Annotated in this window: 19 protein-coding genes; 16 read left to right on the top strand and 3 right to left on the bottom strand. The window is 65.0% G+C overall.

Annotation, left to right across the window (positions count from 1 at the left end; translation table 11 throughout):
• Window positions 1–9 precede the first annotated feature (9 nt).
• Window positions 10–1329 (top strand): DEAD/DEAH box helicase, encoded by a 1320-nt coding sequence (locus tag JNA92_RS06265; RefSeq protein WP_241803891.1) that lies wholly within the window; start codon window positions 10–12, stop codon window positions 1327–1329.
• 33 nt (window positions 1330–1362) lie between these two features.
• On the opposite strand, the gene JNA92_RS06260 is transcribed toward JNA92_RS06265, so the two are convergent.
• Both JNA92_RS06260 and JNA92_RS06255 read right to left on the bottom strand, forming a co-directional pair.
• Complete coding sequence (locus JNA92_RS06260) at window positions 1363–2604, bottom strand: TIGR03862 family flavoprotein (protein ID WP_241803890.1); 1242 nt, start codon at window positions 2602–2604, stop codon at window positions 1363–1365.
• A gap of 148 nt (window positions 2605–2752) precedes the next feature.
• Window positions 2753–3667, bottom strand: coding sequence for a histone deacetylase family protein (locus JNA92_RS06255; RefSeq protein ID WP_241803889.1), 915 nt, complete (start codon window positions 3665–3667; stop codon window positions 2753–2755).
• A 114-nt stretch (window positions 3668–3781) separates the two neighbouring features.
• Between JNA92_RS06255 and JNA92_RS06250 the strand changes: the two genes are divergently transcribed.
• From JNA92_RS06250 to JNA92_RS06235, 4 genes are all read left to right on the top strand, one after another.
• A complete protein-coding gene (locus tag JNA92_RS06250; RefSeq protein ID WP_241803888.1) occupies window positions 3782–4354 on the top strand; it encodes a GNAT family N-acetyltransferase in 573 nt (190 codons plus the stop codon).
• A gap of 91 nt (window positions 4355–4445) precedes the next feature.
• Window positions 4446–5315, top strand: coding sequence for an acyl-CoA thioesterase II (gene tesB, locus JNA92_RS06245; protein WP_241803887.1), 870 nt, complete (start codon window positions 4446–4448; stop codon window positions 5313–5315).
• Complete coding sequence (locus JNA92_RS06240) at window positions 5312–5902, top strand: HAD family hydrolase (protein ID WP_241803886.1); 591 nt, start codon at window positions 5312–5314, stop codon at window positions 5900–5902. Before tesB ends, JNA92_RS06240 begins: the two co-directional genes overlap by 4 nt.
• 91 nt (window positions 5903–5993) lie before the next feature.
• Window positions 5994–7004 carry a zinc-dependent alcohol dehydrogenase family protein gene (locus JNA92_RS06235; protein ID WP_241803885.1) on the top strand — a complete coding sequence of 337 codons (1011 nt, stop codon included), beginning with the start codon at window positions 5994–5996 and terminating at the stop codon, window positions 7002–7004.
• A gap of 9 nt (window positions 7005–7013) precedes the next feature.
• Here JNA92_RS06235 and JNA92_RS06230 read toward each other — a convergent pair whose 3' ends face one another.
• A complete protein-coding gene (locus JNA92_RS06230; RefSeq protein WP_241803884.1) occupies window positions 7014–7712 on the bottom strand; it encodes a FadR/GntR family transcriptional regulator in 699 nt (232 codons plus the stop codon).
• 260 nt (window positions 7713–7972) lie between these two features.
• On the opposite strand from JNA92_RS06230, the gene JNA92_RS06225 reads away from it, so the two are divergent.
• The 11 genes from JNA92_RS06225 (at window position 7973) to JNA92_RS06175 (ending at window position 20251) form a co-directional block, all read left to right on the top strand.
• Entirely contained in the window at window positions 7973–9325 is a 1353-nt protein-coding gene (locus JNA92_RS06225; RefSeq protein WP_241803883.1) for an MFS transporter, read from the top strand.
• A gap of 19 nt (window positions 9326–9344) precedes the next feature.
• Window positions 9345–10700, top strand: coding sequence for a glucarate dehydratase (gene gudD / locus JNA92_RS06220; RefSeq protein WP_241803882.1), 1356 nt, complete (start codon window positions 9345–9347; stop codon window positions 10698–10700).
• Window positions 10701–10758: 58 nt separating this feature from the next.
• Window positions 10759–11097: a hypothetical protein gene (locus tag JNA92_RS06215; protein ID WP_241803881.1), complete on the top strand. Its 339-nt coding sequence runs from the start codon at window positions 10759–10761 to the stop codon at window positions 11095–11097.
• A 358-nt stretch (window positions 11098–11455) separates the two neighbouring features.
• On the top strand, window positions 11456–12850 hold the full coding sequence (gene gabP, locus JNA92_RS06210; RefSeq protein ID WP_241803880.1) for a GABA permease: 1395 nt from the start codon (window positions 11456–11458) through the stop codon (window positions 12848–12850).
• Window positions 12851–13013: 163 nt separating this feature from the next.
• On the top strand, window positions 13014–13760 hold the full coding sequence (locus tag JNA92_RS06205; RefSeq protein WP_241804120.1) for an efflux RND transporter periplasmic adaptor subunit: 747 nt from the start codon (window positions 13014–13016) through the stop codon (window positions 13758–13760).
• Window positions 13757–15076 (top strand): efflux RND transporter periplasmic adaptor subunit, encoded by a 1320-nt coding sequence (locus JNA92_RS06200; protein WP_241803879.1) that lies wholly within the window; start codon window positions 13757–13759, stop codon window positions 15074–15076. The genes JNA92_RS06205 and JNA92_RS06200 overlap by 4 nt, the downstream gene beginning before the upstream one ends.
• Window positions 15076–17169, top strand: a complete 2094-nt coding sequence (locus tag JNA92_RS06195) for a biotin/lipoyl-binding protein (protein ID WP_241803878.1) — start codon at window positions 15076–15078, stop codon at window positions 17167–17169. The genes JNA92_RS06200 and JNA92_RS06195 overlap by 1 nt, the downstream gene beginning before the upstream one ends.
• 25 nt (window positions 17170–17194) lie before the next feature.
• Entirely contained in the window at window positions 17195–17995 is an 801-nt protein-coding gene (locus JNA92_RS06190) for an aspartyl/asparaginyl beta-hydroxylase domain-containing protein (protein WP_241803877.1), read from the top strand.
• The gene (locus JNA92_RS06185) at window positions 17983–18966 is read left to right on the top strand and encodes a sulfotransferase (RefSeq protein WP_241803876.1); all 984 of its coding nucleotides are present in this window, start codon (window positions 17983–17985) and stop codon (window positions 18964–18966) included. Before JNA92_RS06190 ends, JNA92_RS06185 begins: the two co-directional genes overlap by 13 nt.
• Before the next feature lie 171 nt (window positions 18967–19137).
• The gene (locus JNA92_RS06180; protein WP_241803875.1) at window positions 19138–19608 is read left to right on the top strand and encodes a GNAT family N-acetyltransferase; all 471 of its coding nucleotides are present in this window, start codon (window positions 19138–19140) and stop codon (window positions 19606–19608) included.
• Between the two features lie 55 nt (window positions 19609–19663).
• Window positions 19664–20251, top strand: a complete 588-nt coding sequence (locus JNA92_RS06175) for a phage tail protein (protein ID WP_241803874.1) — start codon at window positions 19664–19666, stop codon at window positions 20249–20251.
• Window positions 20252–20345 lie beyond the last annotated feature (94 nt).

The raw sequence follows: 20345 nt of genomic DNA, 5'->3' as shown, positions 1-20345 counted from the left end.
GGTATTGCCATGAATTTCGCCAAACTCGGCCTGATCGAACCGTTGCTGCGCACCCTGCAGCAACTGGACTACACCACCCCAACCCCGGTCCAGGCCCAGGCCATCCCCGCCGTGCTGGCCGGCCGCGACCTGATGGCCGCGGCTCAGACCGGCACCGGCAAGACCGCAGGCTTTGCATTGCCTGTGCTGCAGCGCCTGGCCCTGGAAGGGGAAAAGGTCGCCAGCAACTCGATCCGTGCGCTGGTGTTGGTCCCGACCCGCGAACTGGCCGAGCAGGTGCACAACAACGTGCGCGAATATGCCGAAAACCTGCCGCTGAGCACCTACGCGGTGTATGGCGGGGTCAGCATCAACCCGCAGATGATGCGCCTGCGTCGTGGCGTCGACCTACTGGTGGCTACTCCGGGCCGCTTGCTCGACCTGTTCCGCCAGAACGCGGTGAAGTTCAACCAGGTGCAAACCCTGGTGCTGGACGAAGCTGACCGCATGCTCGACCTGGGTTTTGCCGAAGAGCTGCAGTCGGTGTACGCGGCACTGCCGCGCAAGCGCCAGACGCTGCTGTTCTCCGCCACCTTCTCCGACCAGATCCGCATGCTGGCAGGGCTGGCGCTCAATGACCCGCTGAGCATCGAGGTCAGCCCGCGCAACGCTGCTGCCACCACGGTCAAGCAATGGCTGGTGCCGGTGGACAAGAAGCGCAAGGTCGACCTGTTCTGCCATCTGCTGCGCAAGCAGCGCTGGACACAGGTATTGGTGTTCGCCAAGACGCGCAACGGCGTTGACCAGCTGGTGGAGCGGCTGCTGGGCGAGGGGGTGAACGCCGACGGCATTCACGGCGACCGCCCGCAAGCTACGCGCCAGCGCGCGCTGGACAGCTTCAAGGCCCGTGAGGTCCAGGTACTGGTCGCCACCGACGTCGCCGCCCGCGGCCTGGACATCGACGACCTGCCGTTGGTGGTCAACCTCGACCTGCCGATCGTCGCCGAGGATTACGTGCACCGTATTGGTCGCACCGGGCGTGCGGGTAACAAGGGCGAGGCAATCTCGCTGGTGTGCGCCGATGAAGTGCAGCAGTTGGCAACGATCGAGACGCTGATTCGCCAGACCTTGCCGCGCCACGAAGAACCGGACTTCATCCCCGATCACCGGGTGCCGATGACCGATGCCAGTGGCCAGGTGATCAAGAAGCCGAAAAAGCCCAAGAAGCCGAAAGAGAACAGTGCCAAGCGCGGGCTGGGGCGCTGGATGGACAGTGGCGACGAGGCCCCGGTCAAGGCGGTGCGCAAAGTGCCGAGCTTCAACACCGGCCCGAAAAAGCGCAAGCCCTGAGGGATTGGGGCCGCCAAGCGGCCCCGCACCCTGTCAGGCAGAATGCGCCAGCCAATCGGCCGCCGCCCGCCCGGCGCGCAACCCACTGGCAAAGCACGCCGTCAACAGGTACCCCCCGGTCGGCGCTTCCCAGTCCAGCATCTCGCCGGCGCAGAACACCCCGGGCATACCCTTGAGCATCAACCCCTCATCCAGCCCCTCGAAGCGCACGCCACCGGCACTGCTGATCGCCTCGTCCAGCGGTCGGGTGCGTACCAGCGTGATCGGCAGTGCCTTGATCGCTCGCGCCAGCGCGGCCATATCGGCAAACGTCGCCTGATCGGTCAGTTCACGCAGCAGTGCCGCCTTCACCCCGTCGATGCCCAGCTGGCTATGCAGGTGCTTGGCCATCGACCGTGAACCGCGCGGTTTGGCCAGGGCCTGGGCAATTTTGTCCACAGGCTTGTCCGGCAGCAGGTCGAGCAGCAGCGTTGCCTGGCCTTTCTGGTTGATGGCTTCGCGCAGCGGTGCCGACCAGGCATACACCAGGCTGCCTTCGACGCCCTGTGCGGTGAGGATGAACTCGCCTTTGCGCGGCGCCTTACCGGGTACGCTCAGGGCAATGTTCTTCAGCGGCGCGCCGGCGAACTTGTCCTTGAGCAGCGCACTCCAGCCTGCCACTTCAAAACCGCAGTTGCTCGCCTGCAGCGGTGAGATATCCACAGCCCGCTCGGCCAGCAGGGGCTGCCAGGCCCCATCCGAGCCAAGCCTGGCCCAGCTGCCACCACCCAACGCCAGTACCAGCACGTCGGCCTTGATGTTCAATTCACCCTGTGGATAACCGAGCCGCAGGGTGCCATCGAGATTCCAACCAAGCCAGCGGTGGCGGGTGTGGATAACTACCCCGCGGTCGCGCAAGCGCTTGAGCCAGGCGCGCAGCAACGGCGCGGCTTTCATGTCGGTGGGGAACACCCGTCCCGAGGTGCCGACGAAGGTTTCGATGCCCAGGCCGTGAATCCACTGGCGCAGGGCATCGGCATCGAAGTCCTGCAGCAGCCGGCCAATCGCGTCCTGGCGCTCGGCATACCGGGCAACGAACTGTGGATAAGGTTCCGAGTGGGTAATGTTCATGCCGCCGACACCTGCCAGCAGAAACTTGCGACCCACCGATGGCATGGCGTCGAACACCTGCACGGCTAGGCCTTGCTGGGCCAGCGCTTCGGCGGCCATCAAGCCGGCAGGGCCCGCGCCGATGACAACGGCGAGGGGAGGGGATGCGGGGTGTAGATCGGGCATGGTGGATGACGGGCTGTGGAAAAGTTGCCCATTCTAGCGCAGCAGGGCATAGGGAAGCACTGAACAAAAAATGATCAGCCTGCTGCAGGCCACGCGGGCATTGGGCTGCAGCCGCTTTCACTCAGCTTATCCACAAGCGGTTCCACAGTCATTGTGAACAACTGATGACCTTGGCCGCGCTGTGGTGAAGGATGCCGTGGCGCCGCGCCAGCGCTTGCCGGTCCTTGCTGTAGCCACCGCCGATCACCCCGACTACCGGGATATCCCGCCCCAGGCAGTGGCGCATGACATGCTCGTCGCGCGCAGCCAAACCAGCATCGGTCAGCTGCAGGTAACCGAGGGCATCGTCTTTGTGCACGTCCACCCCGGCGTCATACAGCACCAGGTCGGGTTGATACAGCGGCAGCAGGTAGTTGAGCGCGTCTTCCACCACCTTCAGGTAGGCGGCATCGCCCATGCCCCGCGGCAGCGGAATGTCCCAGTCGCTTTGGGCCTTGCGCGCCGGGAAGTTCTGTTCGCAGTGCAACGACACGGTGATGGCGTCCGGGGTGTCTTGCAGGATGCGCGCGGTGCCGTCGCCCTGATGCACGTCGCAATCGAAAATCAGCACCCGGTGCACCCGCCCGGCCTCGAGCAGGTAGCGGCTGATCACGGCCAGGTCATTGAAGATGCAGAAACCGGCAGGGTGGTCATGGTGGGCGTGGTGGGTACCGCCGGCCAAGTGGCAGGCAAGGCCATGCTGCAGCGCCATTTCAGCGGCCAGCAGCGAGCCGCCCACCGCACGCACGGTGCGCCGCGCCAAGGCCTCGCTCCAGGGCAAGCCCAGGCGGCGCTGGTCCTCGCGCGACAGCTCGCCGTGCATGTAGCGCTCGATGTAGTCGCGGTCGTGGGCCAGGGCGAGGATGTCGTTGGGGCAGATTTCCGGGCGCAGCAACGCCTGGTCGGTGGTCAGCCCGCTCTCGACCAGGTGGTCGCGCAGCAGGCGGAACTTGTCCATGGGGAAGCGATGCTCGGGTGGAAACTCCGGGCTGTAGTCATCGTGGTAGATCAGCGGCAACGGCATGGTGGGTTCGCAATCGGGGCCAGTGCTGATCTTGCCAGTTGTTGGGTTGTGGGTAAAAGTGCTGTGCCGCGCCTACGCTTGAACCTGTAGCACGGCAAAACCGGAGCACGCCCCATGACCCCCATCCTTGAACTGGAAAGCGCCCGCCTGGTGTTGCGCCAATGGCATGACGACGACCTGCGCGAGTTCGCCGCCATGAGCGCCGACCCGCAGGTGATGCGTTATTTTCCAGCGCCCATGACGCGGCTGGAGGCGGCGGCACTGATCGGCAGGATCCGCGGCCATTTCAACGAATACGGCTTCGGCCTGTGGGCCCTGGAGCGCAAGGACAGTGGCGCCTTCATTGGCATGACCGGCCTGCTCAACGTCAACTTCGATGCGCCGTTCACCCCGGCCGTGGAAATCGGCTGGCGCCTTGCCCGGCGGCACTGGGGCCTGGGCTTTGCCAGCGAGGCGGCGTGGACCTGCCTGCGGTGTGCGTTCGCCCAATTGCGCCTGGAGGAGGTGGTGTCGTTCACGACCGAGGCCAACCTGCCGTCGCAGAAGGTCATGCAGGCCATCGGCATGGTGCAGGACCTGCAAGGCAGCTTCGACCACCCACGCCTGCCCGAGGGGCACCCGCTGCGGCCCCACGTGCTCTACCGCATCGACCGGCCCCGCTGGGAGCAGACCCTGCGCGCTGAATGAGCGGTCATGCGCGGTGCCGATGACAAACCCTGTATCATTTGCCTTCATGAAAGCGCCGTAGAGCTGTGATGCCTTGCTAGGAGAACCCCCGATGAGTCATGTGTTGGACGACCTGGTCGACCTGTTGAGCCTCGAATCGATCGAGGAGAACCTGTTCCGTGGACGCAGCCAGGACCTGGGCTTCCGCCAGCTGTACGGTGGCCAGGTGCTGGGCCAGTCACTGTCGGCGGCTAGCCAGACGGTCGAGGACGCGCGTCATGTGCATTCGCTGCACGGCTACTTCCTGCGCCCGGGCGATGCCAGCCTGCCGGTGGTCTATTCGGTCGACCGTGTGCGCGATGGCGGCAGCTTCAGCACCCGGCGCGTGACGGCCATCCAGAAGGGCCAGACCATTTTCACCTGCAGTGCGTCGTTCCAGTACGACGAGGAAGGTTTCGAGCATCAGGCGCAGATGCCTGATGTGGTCGGGCCAGAGAACCTGCCGAGCGAGGTCGAACTGGCCCGCGCCATGGCTGACCACCTGCCTGAGCGCATTCGTGACAAGGTGCTGTGCGCCAAGCCGATCGAGATACGCCCGGTCACCGAGCGTGACCCGTTCAACCCCAAGCCCGGCGACCCGGTGAAGTACGCCTGGTTCCGCGCCGACGGCAACCTGCCGGACGTGCCGGCGCTGCACAAGTACCTGCTGGCCTACGCCTCGGACTTCGGCCTGCTGACCACCTCGCTGCAGCCCCATGGCAAATCGGTGTGGCAGCGCGACATGCAGATCGCCAGCCTCGATCACTCGTTGTGGTTCCACGCCAACCTGCGCGCCGATGAGTGGCTGCTGTACGCCACCGACAGCCCCTGGGCCGGCAATGCCCGTGGGTTCTGCCGGGGCAGTATCTATAACCGTGCGGGGCAGTTGGTGGCGTCGTCTTCGCAGGAAGGTTTGATCCGTCATCGCAAGGACTGGGCATGAGCCTGGCCGATATCCGCAACTGGGTGTTCGACATGGACGGCACCCTCACCGTGGCGGTGCACGATTTTGCCGCGATTCGGGAGGCGCTGGAGATACCGCCCGAGGATGACATCCTCACCCACCTGGCGGCATTGCCTGCGGCACAAGCGGCCGCCAAGCATGCCTGGCTGCTGGAGCACGAGCGCGACCTGGCGGTTGCCTCGACTGCAGCGACCGGTGCCGTGGAGCTGGTGCGGGAGCTGGCCGGGCGTGGGTGCCGGTTGGGCATTCTTACCCGTAATGCGCGTGAGCTGGCGCATGTCACGCTCGAGGCGATAGGCCTGGCGGATTGCTTTGCCGTCGAGCACGTGCTCGGTCGTGATGAGGCGGCGCCCAAGCCCAGCCCAGATGGCTTGCTGAAGATCGCCAGTGCCTGGGGTGTGGCGTCGAGCGAGTTGGTGATGGTGGGTGACTACCGCTTCGACCTGGATTGCGGGCGAGCGGCCGGTGCGCGCACGGTGCTGGTGAACCTGCCGGATAACCCCTGGCCGGAACTGGCGGACTGGCATGCGGCGGACTGCCGGGCGTTGCGGGCGTTGCTGGGCTGAGCGCAGCGGTGCATGGCACCGGCTTTGCCGGCGATGGGGCCGTTACTGACTATGCTCACCCCCAGTCTTTTCCTCAAATGGAGAACCAGCCATGACCCATAAAGCCATTTACGTGCAACCCGGCGGCGGCTACGACAAGGTCGAAGTCGGCACTTGCGAGGCAGCAGCGCCCAAGCCCGGCGAGATCACCGTGCGCCTGCACGCCAGCTCCCTCAACTACCACGACTTTGCCGTGGTCAGCGGCATGTGGGGGCCAAGCGAGCGGCGCATCCCCATGGCCGATGGCGCCGGCGAAGTGACCGCTGTCGGGGCGGGCGTCAGTGAGTTCAAGGTAGGCGACAGCGTGGTCAGCACCTTCTTCCCGGACTGGCTCGATGGCCAGGCACTGGTCGAAGGCTTCGCCAGCGTGCCGGGCGACGGCATCGACGGCTACGCCCGTGAACAGGTCACCGCCCGCGCGACCGCCTTCACCCTCGCGCCCAAGGGCTACAGCCACGCCGAGGCCGCCACCCTGACGACCGCCGGCCTCACGGCCTGGCGTGCGCTGATGAGCGACGACCACCTCAAGCCAGGTGACACCGTGCTGGTGCAGGGCACCGGCGGCGTATCGATCTTCGCCCTGCAGTTCGCCAAGCTGGCAGGCGCCACGGTCATCGCCACCTCGTCCAGCGATGCCAAGCTCGAACGCCTCAAGGCCCTCGGCGCCGACCACCTGATCAACTACAAGAGCACCCCGGCCTGGGGCGAGAAGGTACGTGAGCTCACCGGCAACCGTGGCGTCGATCATGTGATCGAGGTGGGCGGGCCGGCGACGCTGGAGCAGTCGATGATTGCCGCACGGATCGGCGGCCATGTGTCATTGATCGGCATTCTTACCGGTGTCGCCGGGCAGCTGCCGCTGGTTCAGGCGCTGGTTCGGCAGATCCGGCTGCAGGGTGTGCTGGTGGGTAGCCGCGCGCAGCAGCAGGCGATGGTTCGGGCGATCGACGCCAACGGCTTGCTGCCTGTTGTGGACAAGCATTTCGAGCTGGAACAGATCGTCGAGGCGTTCCGCTACCAGGAGAGCAACCGCCACTTCGGCAAGATCTGCCTGACCTGGTAACCGCCGGCCTCAGTCCGGCAACAAGCGGTCCCGGCTGTTGGAGAGATGCAGGCAGATCGCCGCCCGCGCCGCATCCGGGTCTTGCCGGCCGATGGCGTTGAGAATTGCCTCATGTTCCAGGTTGGCCAGGTAGGCATGGCGCGCCAGGTTGGCCCCGGCGCGCTCGGCGATGGCCATGCGGTTGCGTGGAATCAGGCCATTGCCCAGCTGCGCCATCATCTCGCTGAAATACAGGTTGCCGGTGGCTTCGGCGATCAGCAGGTGAAAGCGGCGGTCCGCTTCGATGCAGCTGTCACCGGCCGCGGCGAGGTCCTGATAATCGTCCAGCGCCTGGCGCATGCGTGCCAGGTGTTGGTCGTTACGGCGCACGGCGGCGAGGGCGGCTGCCTGGCCTTCGAGGCCGATGCGCAGTTCCAGCAGGTCGCGCACGCTGGCAGCATTCTCCACGCCCACCCGCAACCCGGCCTGCGCCGGGCGCGCCATCACGAACGTACCAATCCCGTGGCGCGGCTCCACCAGGCCCGAGGCCTGCAGCTTCGACAGCGCTTCACGCACGACGGTGCGGCTGACCCCGTGCTCGCGCACCAGGGTGTTTTCCGACGGCAGCTTGTCGCCCGGCTTGATGGTGCCCAGCAGGATCTGCTGGGTCAGGCTGGAGATCAGGTCGTGGGCACGGCTGTGGCCAGTTTTGCGGGGTTGCTGGGGCATGGGCCGCTCCGGTATCGAGTTAGCTTGTACGACAAGTTAGCGGATTAAAAATTTTTCTGCCTGTTTTTTCGCGGCCAGGAGTCAGCTCGAAATTGATTTTCGATGTTTAATCGATGCTTTTGCTGGATTTATCAGCTTGTATTTTGCGTTTTTAACGACATTCCCCATCTTGTCGTACAACTTTGTCGCGCCTATGCTCTGCCCACTGTCATGTCAGACCACCTCGACCCGCACAAAAACAATTAGTGGGAGATACACAAGTGAACGACACCCTCGATCCGTCTGCCCGTAACGGCAATGACGTGCTGGCCAGTGCCGTGGCCAAGGTCAAGCGCCATGTGCTGCCGCTGTTCGTGATCATGTTCATCGTCAACTACCTCGACCGCGTCAACATCGGCTTCGTCCGGCCTCACCTGGAAAGCGACCTGGGCATCAGCGCTGCGGCCTATGGCTTTGGTGCCGGGCTGTTCTTCATCGGCTATGCGCTGTTCGAAGTGCCCTCGAACATGCTGTTGCAGCGCGTCGGCGCCCGCCTGTGGCTGACCCGCATCATGTTCACCTGGGGGTTGGTGGCCACGGCCATGGCCTTCGTGCAGAACGAGACCCAGTTCTACGTGCTGCGCTTTTTGCTCGGTGTTGCCGAGGCCGGTTTCTTCCCTGGGGTGATCTATTACTTCACCCGCTGGCTGCCAGCCGCCGAACGCGGCAAGGCGATTGCCATCTTCCTCAGCGGCTCGGCGCTGGCCTCGCTGATCTCCGGCCCCCTGGCCGGGGCGTTGATGCAGATCCAGGGCCTGGGCATGCATGGCTGGCAGTGGATGTTGTTCATCGAGGGCATGGCTTCGGTCACGCTGTGCTTCTTCGTGTTCTTCTGGCTCGACTCCAAACCGCACGACGCCAAGTGGCTGAGCAGGGCCGAGCAAGACGCGCTGGTCGATACCATCGACCGCGAGCAACGTGAGCGCGAGGCCATCGGCGCCGTCAAGGTATCGTCCTGGAGCCTGCTCAAGGACCGCCAGATCGTGCTGTTCTGCCTGATCTACTTCTGCATCCAGTTGACCATCTACGCTGCGACCTTCTGGTTGCCCAGCATCATCAAGCGCATGGGCGACCTGAGCGACCTGCAGGTCGGCTTCTTCAACTCCATCCCGTGGCTGATCTCGATCCTGGCCATGTACGCCTTCGCCGCTGGCTCCTCACGCTGGAAGTTCCAGCAGGCCTGGGTGGCTGCTGCCCTGGTGATCGCCGCCATCGGCATGTTCATGTCGACCACGGGCGGGCCGGTGTTCGCCTTTGTCGCGGTGTGCTTTGCCGCTATCGGTTTCAAGTCGGCCTCGTCGCTGTTCTGGCCGATCCCCCAAGGCTATCTGGACGCGCGCATCGCTGCGGCGGTGATCGCCCTGATCAACTCGGTGGGCAACCTGGGCGGCTTCGTCGCGCCCACCACCTTCGGCTTGCTCGAGCAGCAGACCGGGTCGATCCAGGGCGGCCTTTACGGCCTGGCCGTGACCTCGGTGCTGGCGGCCATTGCAGTGTTCTTCGTGCGCACCCGCCCAAAAGGTATCCCCTCACATGACCTCAAGGCCCCTTCGGCCTTGGGCCAGACCCACTGATGACTGCGAGACAACAACCATGAACATGCAGACGACTCCCGCTCTCCACACCAGCACCCCTGTGGTCACCGACCTGCGCGTGATCCCGGTTGCCGGCCACGACAGCATGCTGCTCAACCTCAGTGGCGCCCATGGCCCGTTCTTCACCCGTAATGTGGTGGTGCTGCGTGACAGCGCCGGTAACACCGGCCTTGGCGAAGTGCCCGGCGGCGAGAAGATCCGCCAGACCCTGGAAGATGCCCGTAGCCTGGTGGTCGGCCAGCCCATCGGCCACTACCAGCGTGTGCTCAATGCCATGCGCCAGACCTTCGCCAACCGCGATGCTGGCGGGCGCGGGCTGCAGACCTTCGACCTGCGCATCACCGTGCATGCGGTGACCGCCATCGAATCGGCGCTGCTCGACTTGCTCGGCCAGCACCTCGATGTGCCCATGGCCGCGCTGCTCGGCGAAGGCCAGCAGCGCGAGGCGGTGAAGATGCTCGGCTACCTGTTCTACATCGGTGACCGCCAGCAAACCGATCTGGCGTACCGCAACGAGGCCGACGCCGATGATGATTGGTTCCGCCTGCGTCACGAGAAGGCACTGACCCCTGAGGCCGTGGTGCGCCTGGCTGAGGCTGCCAAGCAGCGCTATGGCTTCAGCGACTTCAAGCTCAAGGGCGGCGTGCTGCGTGGCGAAGAGGAAATGGAGGCGGTGACTGCGCTGGCCGAGCGCTTCCCCGAAGCGCGTATCACGCTAGACCCCAATGGCGCCTGGTCCTTGAAAGAGGCAATCGCGCTGTGCCGTGACAAGCACCACGTGCTGGCCTATGCCGAAGACCCGTGCGGCGCCGAGAACGGCTATTCGGGGCGTGAAGTGATGGCCGAGTTCCGCCGTGCCACCGGTTTGCCTACCGCCACCAACATGATCGCCACCGACTGGCGCCAGATGGGCCATGCGCTCCAGTTGCAATCGGTGGACATCCCCTTGGCCGACCCGCACTTCTGGACCTTGCAGGGTTCGGTACGGGTGGCGCAGATGTGCAATGACTGGGGCCTGACCTGGGGTTCGCACTCGAACAACCACTTCGACATTTCACTGGCGATGTTCACCCAGGTGGCCGCGGCGGCGCCGGGCGAGATCACAGCGATCGATACCCACTGGATCTGGCAGGACGGCCAGCGCCTTACCCGCGACCCGCTGCGCATCGTCGACGGCCACGTGCGCGTGCCGGAGCGGCCAGGGCTGGGTGTGGAGCTGGATGAAGACCAACTGGCCAAGGCCCATGAGTGCTACCGCAGCATGGGCCTGGGCGCGCGGGATGATGGCGTGGCGATGCAGTTCTTGATTCCGGGCTGGACGTTCGATAACAAGCGGCCTTGCCTGGTGCGCTAAGGCTCAGGGCCCCATCGCCGGCAAGCCGGCCCCACAAGGACCCCACTGCTTTCGAGGCATGGCGTTGTCCACCACCCTGGTGCCGGCCAATTACGTCGAGGGTAACGCGGCAGTCATCGCCCTGATGACCTTGGCGTTCTTCGGCAAGGGCCTGGCGGCAGTCGGCTGGGCGGTGTTGTCGGATGTGGCGCCGAAGAAAATGGTTGGCCTGTGCGGTGGCGTGTTCAACGGCATCGGCAACATTGCCGGCATCGTCACCCCGCTGGTGATCGGCTATGTGGTGGCCAGCACCGGCGCCTTCCACAACGCACTCTGGTTCGTAGCCGCCCATGGCGTGCTGGGGATCCTCGCTTACCTGTTGCTGGCCCGCCGCTTTGAACGGACGGGGCAGGCGTAGGCAGACGCCTGAGCAGCAGAGGCCCCGGGAGACCGGGGCCTTTTTTTTGTGCGCCGGCTACGCATATTCAGATGGAAAACAAAACCCTCAAATGGCCATCAGGCGTGTCTGGGCATGCCATTCACGACATCTGACGCCTAGGGGAAAGCGCTGTCGTGATCGAACAGTTGCGGGGCGTTCTCGTGTAATTTGCCGCAGCCTCAGGCGGCTTAAATGAACCCCGAACCGCACTGACGCCCAGCGCTGTGATGCGCGCCAAAAATCAACAACAGTGGTGTCGACTCATTGAATCCAAAGGAGATATTTTCGCCTACGCCTGCCCGTCCTTCCTTGTGTCAGCAAAAAGAGAACAACATCAATGAACACCGTGGGAACTGATGGCAACCTTGCTCAAGGTTTCAAGCCACGTCATGTAACGATGCTGTCCATCGCGGGCATCATCGGTGCCGGTCTTTTCGTCGGTTCCGGGCACGCCATCGCGGCGGCCGGGCCAGCTACCATTATTTCTTACTTCGTGGCCGGGACCCTGGTGGTGCTGGTCATGCGCATGCTCGGCGAAATGGCCGTCGCGCATCCTGATACCGGTTCGTTCTCCACCTATGCCGACCAGGCCATCGGCCGCTGGGCCGGCTACACCATCGGCTGGCTGTACTGGTGGTTCTGGGTGCTGGTGATCCCGATCGAAGCACTGGCCGCCGGGCATGTGCTCAACGCCTGGTTCCCCCAGGTGGACAGCTGGATCTTCGCCCTCGCGTCCGTGCTGCTGCTGGCGTGCACCAACCTGTTCAGCGTGGCCAAGTACGGTGAGTTCGAGTTCTGGTTCGCCATTCTCAAAGTCACGGCCATCCTTTGTTTCATCGGCTTGGGCTTTGCCGCCCTGATGGGCTGGTTGCCCAACCGCGAAGTCAGCGGCTTGAGTGGTTTGATGAGCGCCTACGGCGGCTTTGCGCCCAACGGCTGGTCTGCCGTGATCGGTGCGTTCATCACGGTGATGTTCAGCTTCATCGGCACCGAAGCGGTGACCATTGCCGCCTCCGAATCCAGCGACCCGTCGCGCAACATCGCCAAGGCCACGCGCTCGGTGATCTGGCGCATCAGCACCTTCTACATCCTGTCGATCTTCGTGATCATCTCGATCGTGCCGTGGAACGACCCGCAGCTTGCGGTGGTGGGTTCTTACCAGCGTGCGCTGGAAATCATGAACATCCCCAATGCCGCCTTCATGGTCGATTTGGTGGTGCTGGTGGCCGTGACCAGTTGCATGAACTCGTCGATCTATATCGCTTCGCGGATGATGTACTCGCTGGCCAAGCGCGGTGATGCACCGGCCTTCCTCAACAAGACCTCCAAGGTCGGCGTGCCACGCGCTGCCGTGTTCGGTAGCACCCTGATCGGCGCGGCCATCGCCATCCTCAACTATTTCGCACCCAAGGGCGTGTTCGAGTTCCTGCTGGCCAGCTCTGGCGCGATTGCGCTGCTGGTGTACATGGTCATCGCCATCTCCCAGCTGCGCATGCGCCGCCGCCTGGAGCGTGAAAACGCGGAACTGAAGTTCCGTATGTGGCTGTTCCCTTGGCTGACCTGGGCGGTGATCATTTTCATTGCCGGGGCGTTGGCGGTGATGATGTATACGCCCGAGCATCGGGCGGAGGTGAGTTCGACCTTGGGCCTGGCGATCTTCATTTCCTTCCTTGGCATCGTCACCACGCGCGGGCACCAGCGGCAACTGGCCGGAGCGCGCTCGCTCGGTTGAGCAACGGCTTCCACACCGCCCCAGTGGCCGGGTCCACCGGCCACTGGGGGCTCCATCGGTGTGATATATCCGTGCCATCAGTTTTTTCGTACACTCCGCTCATCCAGCTCGCAAGGGAGTGTGCAACATGTGTCGTGGGATTCGACTGGCTTTGGCCTTGAGTATGTTGCACCTGCCATTGGCACTGGCCGCGCAGGCGCCCGCCGACCCGCTGCTGGATGCGCCGAGCGCCAGCGATGCAGGCGCCGAGCAAAGCGCTCGTGGCGTGTTGCGTGCGCGTCATCAGGCAGTGCTGGCCAGTGAGCTGGCCGGGCGCATCGTCGAGATGCCGTATGCCGATGGCGAGGCTTTCAAGAAGGGCAGCACCCTGGCGCGCTTCGACTGCTCGGCCTACCAGGCCCAGCTCAATGCCGCCCAGGCGGCGGTGCGCGCAAGCCGCGAAGAGCTTAACCACAACCGTCAACTCGCCGCGCTGAAATCGGTGGGGCAGTTCGAGGTGTCGCTGGCTGAGGCCAAGCAAGCCCAGGCCCAGGCCGAAGCCCAGGTCTACCAGGTGCAGGTCAAACGCTGTGTGGTCACCGCCCCGTTCGACGGGCGAGTGGTACAGCGCCGTGCCCAGCCCCACGAAAGCGTCGCCAACGGCGCCCCGCTGCTGGAGGTGGTGGACAACCGTTCGCTGGAAATCCAGTTGCTGGTGCCTTCGCGCTGGCTGGCTAGGCTCAAGCCCGGGCAAAGCTTTCAGTTCACCCCGGATGAAACCGGCCAGCCGTTGGGGGCCACGGTCAAGCGTGTGGGCGCGCGAATCGATGAAGGCAGCCAGACGCTGCTGCTGATCGGCGAACTGCCCACCGACACCCACGGTTTGCTGGCGGGCATGAGCGGTACGGCCCACTTTGCGCAGCAGCCATGACCGCCGCTGCCCATGGTACGGCGGAGCGCGCCTTTGCCTTGTTTCTGGGGCTCCAGCGCCAGGCGCGCCAGGCCAGCACTAGCGAGCAGTTGGCCTATGCCATGGTCAACGACGGCCAGCCGATGTTTGCTTTTCGCCATGCTGCGTTACTGATCGCCGGCAAGGTGCAGGCGCTGACCGGCATCAGCGTGGTGGAAGCCAATGCGCCGTTCGTGGCCTTTGTCGAACGTGCCGTTGGCAAGCTGCAGGCTGCCGGTGTCGCTGGGCAGGCCGGTGAAGTCGACCCCAGCGTGCTGGATGCCCAGATACGCGCCGACTGGCAGGCGTTGTCGGCAGGGCAAGCCTTCTGGTTGCCGTTGCACGACCGCAAGGGTGAAGCCTTCGGCGGCTTGTGGCTGGCCCGCGAGCAAGCGTTCAACGCCGCCGAGCAGGCTTTGCTGGTGCAGCTGGGAGAAACCTATGCGCATGCCTGGCAGGCCCTGAACCCAGTGCGCCCATGGCGCCTGCGCTGGCCGCGGCGGCGCTTGCTGGCCGTGCTGGCGGTCGCCCTGCTGGTGTTGTTGCTGCCGGTGCGCCAGTCGGTGCTGGCGCCGGCCGAGGTGGTGCCGCGTGGCGGCTGGGTGGTGGCGGCGCCGCTGGAGGGTGTGGTGGCTGAGTTCCTGGTCAAGCCCAACCAGCGTGTGGCGGCCGGGGATTTGCTGGTGCGCTTCGATGCCACCGCCCTCAAGGCCCAGGCCGATGTGGCCGCACGCACCTTGGGTGTGGCGGAGGCCGAACTCAAGGTCAGTACCCAGCGCGCCTTTACCGATGCCGACTCCAGCGCGCGCCTGGATCTGCTGGCCGCTCGCGTCGAACAGAAACGCGCCGAGCTCGACTATGCCCGCCAGTTGCTGGCGCGCAGCGAAATCCGCGCCGAACGTGACGGCATTGCGGTGTTCGCCGATGTAGAGCGCTGGACCGGCAAACCGGTGCAGACCGGCGAGCGCCTGATGCAACTGGCCGACCCCGAGCAGGCCGAGCTGCGCCTGGAGTTGCCGGTCGGCGATGCCATCGCCCTGCAGCCGGGGGCCGAGGTGGCGCTGTTCCTCGACAGCGACCCCCTGCATCGGCACGTGGCGAAGCTCGAACGTGCCGCTTACGAGGCCCAGACCACCGCCGCCGGGCAGCTTGCCTACCGGCTGGATGCGTCATTCGTCGAGGCCTCACCACGCATCGGCCTGCGCGGTACTGCCAAACTGTACGGCGAACGCGCGCCGTTGGCCTATTACCTGCTGCGCCGGCCTCTGGCGGCCCTGCGCCAAGGGCTGGGCCTGTAATGTTGCCGGCGCTGCGTGCGGACCTGCAGCTCTCGCCTGCGGCACCGGCGTTTGACGGTGCCCCGCAATGGACCTTGGCCGACCCATTGCGCGGCCGTTATTTCAAGCTAGGCGCGGCCGCGGTGCGCTTGCTTCGCCACTGGCCGCTGGGTGAGCCGCAACGGGTGCTGGCAGCTGCCAATGCCGAGCCGGGCCTGCCTCTGGAGGCCCAGGAGGTGGAGGACCTGTTGGCGTTTCTCGGCCACCACGACCTGCTCAGCGCCAACGACCCCAAGCAGCGCCAGAGTTATGCCGTGAAGGCCGCCGCCAGCCAACAGGGCCTGTGGCAAAAAGCGTTGCACCAGTACCTGTTCTTCCGCATCCCGCTGTGGCGCCCGGATGCCTTTCTCAACCGTACCTGGCCGCTGCTCGAACGCCACGGTGGCTGGCTGCTGCGCTTTGGCCTGCCGGCGCTGCTGGTGCTTGGCCTGTTCCTGGTGATTCGCGACTGGTCGCGCTTCATCGCCACGTTCCCGCACCTGTTCAGCCTCGGCGGCATGCTCGCCTTTGGCCTGGCCCTGGCGTTGGCCAAGCTTTGCCACGAGTTCGGCCATGCCTACATGGCCAAGCGCGCCGGCTGCCGTGTGCAGAGCATGGGGCTGGCGTTCATGGTGCTGCTGCCGATGTTCTACACCGATGTCAGCGATGCCTGGCGCGTCAGCGACCGGCGCTCACGGCTGCTGATCGATGCAGGTGGGGTGTTCGCTGAACTGGTGCTGGCGGTGTTGGCGCTGCTGGCCTGGTCGCTGCTGCCCGATGGGCCGCTGCGCACCGCAGCGTTCATGCTGGCCAGTGCCACGTGGATCACCACCTTGCTGGTCAACCTGAACCCGTTCATGCGCTTTGACGGGTACTTTCTGGTCAGTGACCTGTTAGGCGTGGAAAACCTGCAGCAACGCGCCTTCGCCCTGTGCCGGTGGCGCCTGCGTGAGGCGTTGTTCGGCTATGGCGAGACGATGCCGGAGCCGTGGCCACCGCGGATGCGCAAGCGCCTGCTGATCTGGGGCTATGGCGCCTGGATCTGGCGTGCACTGTTGTTCTTTGGTATCGCCCTGGCGGTGTATCACCTGTTCTTCAAGGTGCTGGGTATCTTCCTCATGCTGGTGGAACTGGTGTGGTTCATCGGCTTGCCGGTATTCAAAGAGCTGCAGCAGTGGTGGCTGCGCCGTGACCAGGCCCAGCCGCGCAAGACGCTGGCGCTGGGCCTGGGGTTGATGCTGCTGTTGGCGCTGCTGGCCGTGCCCTGGCGCGGTGCCGTGGAGGTGCCGGCGATGCTTGAGGCATCGCGGGTGAGCGCCTTGCATGCGCCGGTGGCGGCGCGGGTGAAGCAGTTGCAGGTGCACGATGGCCAGACGGTCGCCCAGGGGCAGTTGCTGCTGGAGCTGGAATCGCCCGACCTGGATTCGCGCCTGAAGATCGTGCGCCGCGAAATAGACATTCTGCAGTTGCTGTTGCGCCGTCAGTCCGGGCGCAGCGCCACTGCCAGCGATGCCGGGGTGCTCGAGCAGCAACTGGCCGAGGCAGTGGCCGAGTACCGGGGCCTGGCTGCCCAGCGTGAACGCTTGCACTTGCGCGCGCCGGCGGCGGGCGTGTGGCGCGACATGCCTCGGGACCTGCAGGCGGGGCAGTGGGTCAATACCGGCCAGCCCCTGGGGCGTGTGGTCGAACCGGGGGTGCGCCTGCGTGGTTACCTGGGCGAGGCCGATTTGTGGCGCGTGGCCGCTGGCAGTGAAGGGCGCTTCATTGCCGATGACCCGGCGCGGGCGGCCTTGCCCGTGCGCGTGGAGCAGGTAGACGCTACCGGCGTTGCCGCGCTGGAACTGCAGGCGCTGGCGTCTGACCGGCATGGCCCGGTGGCCGTGCGCCGCGATGGGCAACAACGTGCCCAGCCGCTGCAGGCGCAGTACGGGGTGCGCCTGAGCCCGCGGGTGGAGGTGGCTGATGTGGCCCAGCCGTTGCGTGGGGTGGTGGTGCTCGAAGGCGCTCGCGAGTCGCTGCTGGGCGCGGCCTGGCGCCGGTTGGCGGCCTTGGGCGTGCGCGAAAGTGGTTTCTAGGGCGAATTCACCGCAAGGAGCAGTCATGAGCGAAGTCTCGTTGCCGCTATGTTCCCGGCTGCCGCTTGCCATCGACCTGCCGGCCTTGCTGCAGGCGCTGGCACGGGTGCAGGCAGAGGCCTGGCAGGCGCATTTCAACCGTGGTTATCACGAGGGCGACTGGAGCGGTGTGGCGCTGGTCAGTGCCGAGGATGCCCCGGTGCCGCTGGCACCCGGCCTCGGCGCGCCAGTGAAGCTGGATTGGTGGCAGCAGGAGACGGCGTGGCAGGCCGCGCTGGCGCCATTTCGCGCGACACTGCAGGCCGCACGCCTGCTGCGCCTGGGGGAGGGCGCGCGGATTCACGAGCACCGCGACCCAGACCTGGGGCGCCCTGGCGGCTGCCTGCGCCTGCATGTGCCACTGCTGAGCCCACCTGCTGTTGAGTTTATCGTCGACGGCCTGCAGGTCCCCATGCAGGCGGGCGAGTGCTGGTTCGTCGACCTGTCACGTGCGCATCGGGTGCACAACCCCGGCCCCGGTGAGCGTGTCCACCTGGTGCTCGACTGCTTGCCCGACACTTGGCTGCTCGGGTTGATCGACCAAGGGCGGGCGCTGACCCCGGCTTTGAGCCCGGGGCGGGCAGCGCAGGCATTCGAGCGCTTGCGTGAGCACGTGGCGCATGACCCTGCCCTGGCAGCCAAGCTGCAGGTATTGGAGGACCCACGGGCCTTCGTGGCAGCGGCCATCGCCCTCGGCGCACCCCTGGGCCTGGTGTTTTCCGAAGCCGAGGTGCTCAGTGCCATGCGCCAAGGCAAGCAAGCATGGAGCGATCAATGGCGAATCTGAATGCCTCGGGCAGTTTTCACGGCTGGATGCCCATTCGCCTGTGGCGTGAGCAGGGTGAGTGGCGCCTGGACTGGTGCTGGTTTGGCCAGCAGCCGCTGACCAGGCCATTTTTCCGAGACGACGTCGATCAGGCCTTGCGCCTGCCGTTCAACCAGGCCCTGCGCCGCAACACTAACTTGCAAGCATTGTTGGACTGGCAGGAGAGCAGCCCAGGCCTGGCGCCTTCGGTGCTGGTGTTCCATGCCTCGCGCTGTGGCTCCACCTTGATCGCACAACTGATGGCCAGCCAGGCGCACAACATCGTGCTCAGCGAGCCGCCACCGTTGGACAACCTGCTCAGGGCACCGCTGCAGGACCCAGACGCCAGGCACTGGCAGGCCGAAGGCGTGCGCGCACTGCTTTCAGCCTACGGCCAGCGGCGCCAAGGCGAGGAGCGCCGGTTGGTGATCAAGCTCGATGCCTGGAACGTGTTCGAGGCGCCCTTGCTGGCCGAACTTTACCCCGACGTGCCGCGGATCTTCCTCTATCGCGACCCGCTGGAGATCGTGGTCTCGCAGTTGCGCCAGGCCGGCATGCACCGGGTGCCGGGCCTGCTTGGCACGTCGGCGCTGGACACCTTGCTGGGCAGCGCCGAGGGCATGGACACGGTGCAATACACCTGCCGGGTAGTGGGCGAGATCCTCAAGGCCGGCCTGCAGCTATGCCGGGAGCATGGCGGCATTGCCGTCAACTACAGTGAACTGCCTGAGGCCATCTGGGGGCGCCTGGCCCCAGTGTTCGGCGTGATGCCGGGAGAGGTGCCGTCGTTGCGTGAAGTGGCCGCGTTCGACGCCAAGCAACCGGGCATGAACTTCAGTGCTGACAGCCAGCGCAAGCGAGCGCAAGCCAACGAGCACGTGCTTGAAGGTGTGCGTCAATGGGCGTTGGAACCCTATAACTGCTTGGAATTCATACGCTTGCATAACGCCTGAAAACTGGCGTCAAAAGGCTTGGAACAGCTGTTTGAGAAAACTGTGTAAATCGCCCTGTTCGGTAGTGGCGATTTGCCCCGAAAATCGACTACGCTCAACGCCATCGTGTAGGACAATTCACTTGGATGTGCCCCCCACCAAGGGGTAACTACAGCAGGGAAGCGTGACTCGATGTCGACATCTGAAGTGCTTCTGCGCCCCGTGGTGGACGCTGACCAAGTGTTTCTGCGTGCCTTGTACGGTGCTACCCGGGCCGCCGAAATGGCCGCGCTGGCGTGGGACCAGGCAACGATCGAGCATTTTCTCGACCAGCAGTGGCGTGCCCAGCACCTTCATTACCAGGCGCAGTACCCCGACGCCTGCTTTCTGATCATCGAAACCGCCCACGAACGTATCGGCCGTGCATCCCTGCACTGGGCCGACAGCCACCTGCAGATCATCGATATGGCCCTGTTGCCCGCCTGGCAGGGCCAGGGTATCGGCACACGTCTGCTGCGCCAGTGGCTGGCACAGGCTGACCGCCAGGGCCAGAGCGCCGGTTTGCACGTCATTGCCCACAGCCCGGCCGTGCGCCTGTACCAGCGCAGTGGCTTCGAAGTGGTCGACGACAATGGCCTGTACCTGAAGATGCATCGTTCCTGAACCCCTTTAACGGGCCGCCCGGTCCGCCTTGCAGATAGTCATAGGAGAGCAGCAAATGGATCCGTTTCTCGGTGAGATCAAGATGTTCGCAGGCACTTTCGCGCCACGCGGCTGGGCATTCTGCCAAGGCCAGTTGATGAGCATTGCCCAGAACAACGCGTTGTTCGCACTGCTTGGCACCACATATGGCGGTGATGGCCGCACCACCTTCGCCCTGCCCGACCTGCGCGGCCGCGGGCCAATCGGTTTCGGCACCGGGCCAGGCCTGGACAACGTGGTGCAGGGTGAAGCTGCCGGTGCCAACGAGGTCACGCTGTTGCAGCCGAACATGCCGATGCAGCAGGCGGTGATCCCGGCGCAGACCGTTTCGGTGGCCATACCGGCGGTGGAAGGCGATGCCAACGCTTCGGCACCGTCGTCTGGCAACGTGCTGGCCAAGTCTTTTGACAGTTCGGGTGCAGGGACGGCGGCGGATATCTATTCCAGTGACACGCCCAACACCAGCCTCAAGCCGTTCAATGTCACGGTGCCTCCAACCACCGTCAACCTCGGTGGTGGCTCGCTGCCGGTTTCTGTGCAGAACCCCTACCTGGGCATGAACTTCATCATCGCCCTGGAAGGCATCTTCCCGAGCCGTAACTGAGTCAAGGCCGTGCAGGGCACTGCGGGGGCATCTCGGCGCCCCGCGGTGCAACAGGGTTTTCAACAAGGATGCGCCATCGCCTGGCGCAGTGAGA

Source organism: Pseudomonas putida (genome assembly GCF_022627325.1).
GTDB classification, from domain to species: Bacteria; Pseudomonadota; Gammaproteobacteria; order Pseudomonadales; family Pseudomonadaceae; genus Aquipseudomonas; species Aquipseudomonas putida_X.
This window is presented reverse-complemented; position numbering and strand designations above follow the sequence as displayed.

Coding starts and splice junctions, on each gene's coding strand:
- JNA92_RS06235 (WP_241803885.1), top strand. CDS start 5,994: ATGACCCATAAAGCCATTTACGTGCAACCCGGCGGCGGCTACGACAAG.
- tesB (WP_241803887.1), top strand. CDS start 4,446: ATGAGTCATGTGTTGGACGACCTGGTCGACCTGTTGAGCCTCGAATCG.
- JNA92_RS06195 (WP_241803878.1), top strand. CDS start 15,076: ATGTTGCCGGCGCTGCGTGCGGACCTGCAGCTCTCGCCTGCGGCACCG.
- JNA92_RS06260 (WP_241803890.1), bottom strand. CDS start 2,604: ATGCCCGATCTACACCCCGCATCCCCTCCCCTCGCCGTTGTCATCGGC.
- JNA92_RS06200 (WP_241803879.1), top strand. CDS start 13,757: ATGACCGCCGCTGCCCATGGTACGGCGGAGCGCGCCTTTGCCTTGTTT.
- JNA92_RS06215 (WP_241803881.1), top strand. CDS start 10,759: ATGGCGTTGTCCACCACCCTGGTGCCGGCCAATTACGTCGAGGGTAAC.
- JNA92_RS06190 (WP_241803877.1), top strand. CDS start 17,195: ATGAGCGAAGTCTCGTTGCCGCTATGTTCCCGGCTGCCGCTTGCCATC.
- JNA92_RS06175 (WP_241803874.1), top strand. CDS start 19,664: ATGGATCCGTTTCTCGGTGAGATCAAGATGTTCGCAGGCACTTTCGCG.
- JNA92_RS06265 (WP_241803891.1), top strand. CDS start 10: ATGAATTTCGCCAAACTCGGCCTGATCGAACCGTTGCTGCGCACCCTG.
- JNA92_RS06230 (WP_241803884.1), bottom strand. CDS start 7,712: ATGCCCCAGCAACCCCGCAAAACTGGCCACAGCCGTGCCCACGACCTG.
- gudD (WP_241803882.1), top strand. CDS start 9,345: ATGAACATGCAGACGACTCCCGCTCTCCACACCAGCACCCCTGTGGTC.
- gabP (WP_241803880.1), top strand. CDS start 11,456: ATGAACACCGTGGGAACTGATGGCAACCTTGCTCAAGGTTTCAAGCCA.
- JNA92_RS06180 (WP_241803875.1), top strand. CDS start 19,138: ATGTCGACATCTGAAGTGCTTCTGCGCCCCGTGGTGGACGCTGACCAA.
- JNA92_RS06205 (WP_241804120.1), top strand. CDS start 13,014: ATGTTGCACCTGCCATTGGCACTGGCCGCGCAGGCGCCCGCCGACCCG.
- JNA92_RS06255 (WP_241803889.1), bottom strand. CDS start 3,667: ATGCCGTTGCCGCTGATCTACCACGATGACTACAGCCCGGAGTTTCCA.
- JNA92_RS06185 (WP_241803876.1), top strand. CDS start 17,983: ATGGCGAATCTGAATGCCTCGGGCAGTTTTCACGGCTGGATGCCCATT.
- JNA92_RS06250 (WP_241803888.1), top strand. CDS start 3,782: ATGACCCCCATCCTTGAACTGGAAAGCGCCCGCCTGGTGTTGCGCCAA.
- JNA92_RS06240 (WP_241803886.1), top strand. CDS start 5,312: ATGAGCCTGGCCGATATCCGCAACTGGGTGTTCGACATGGACGGCACC.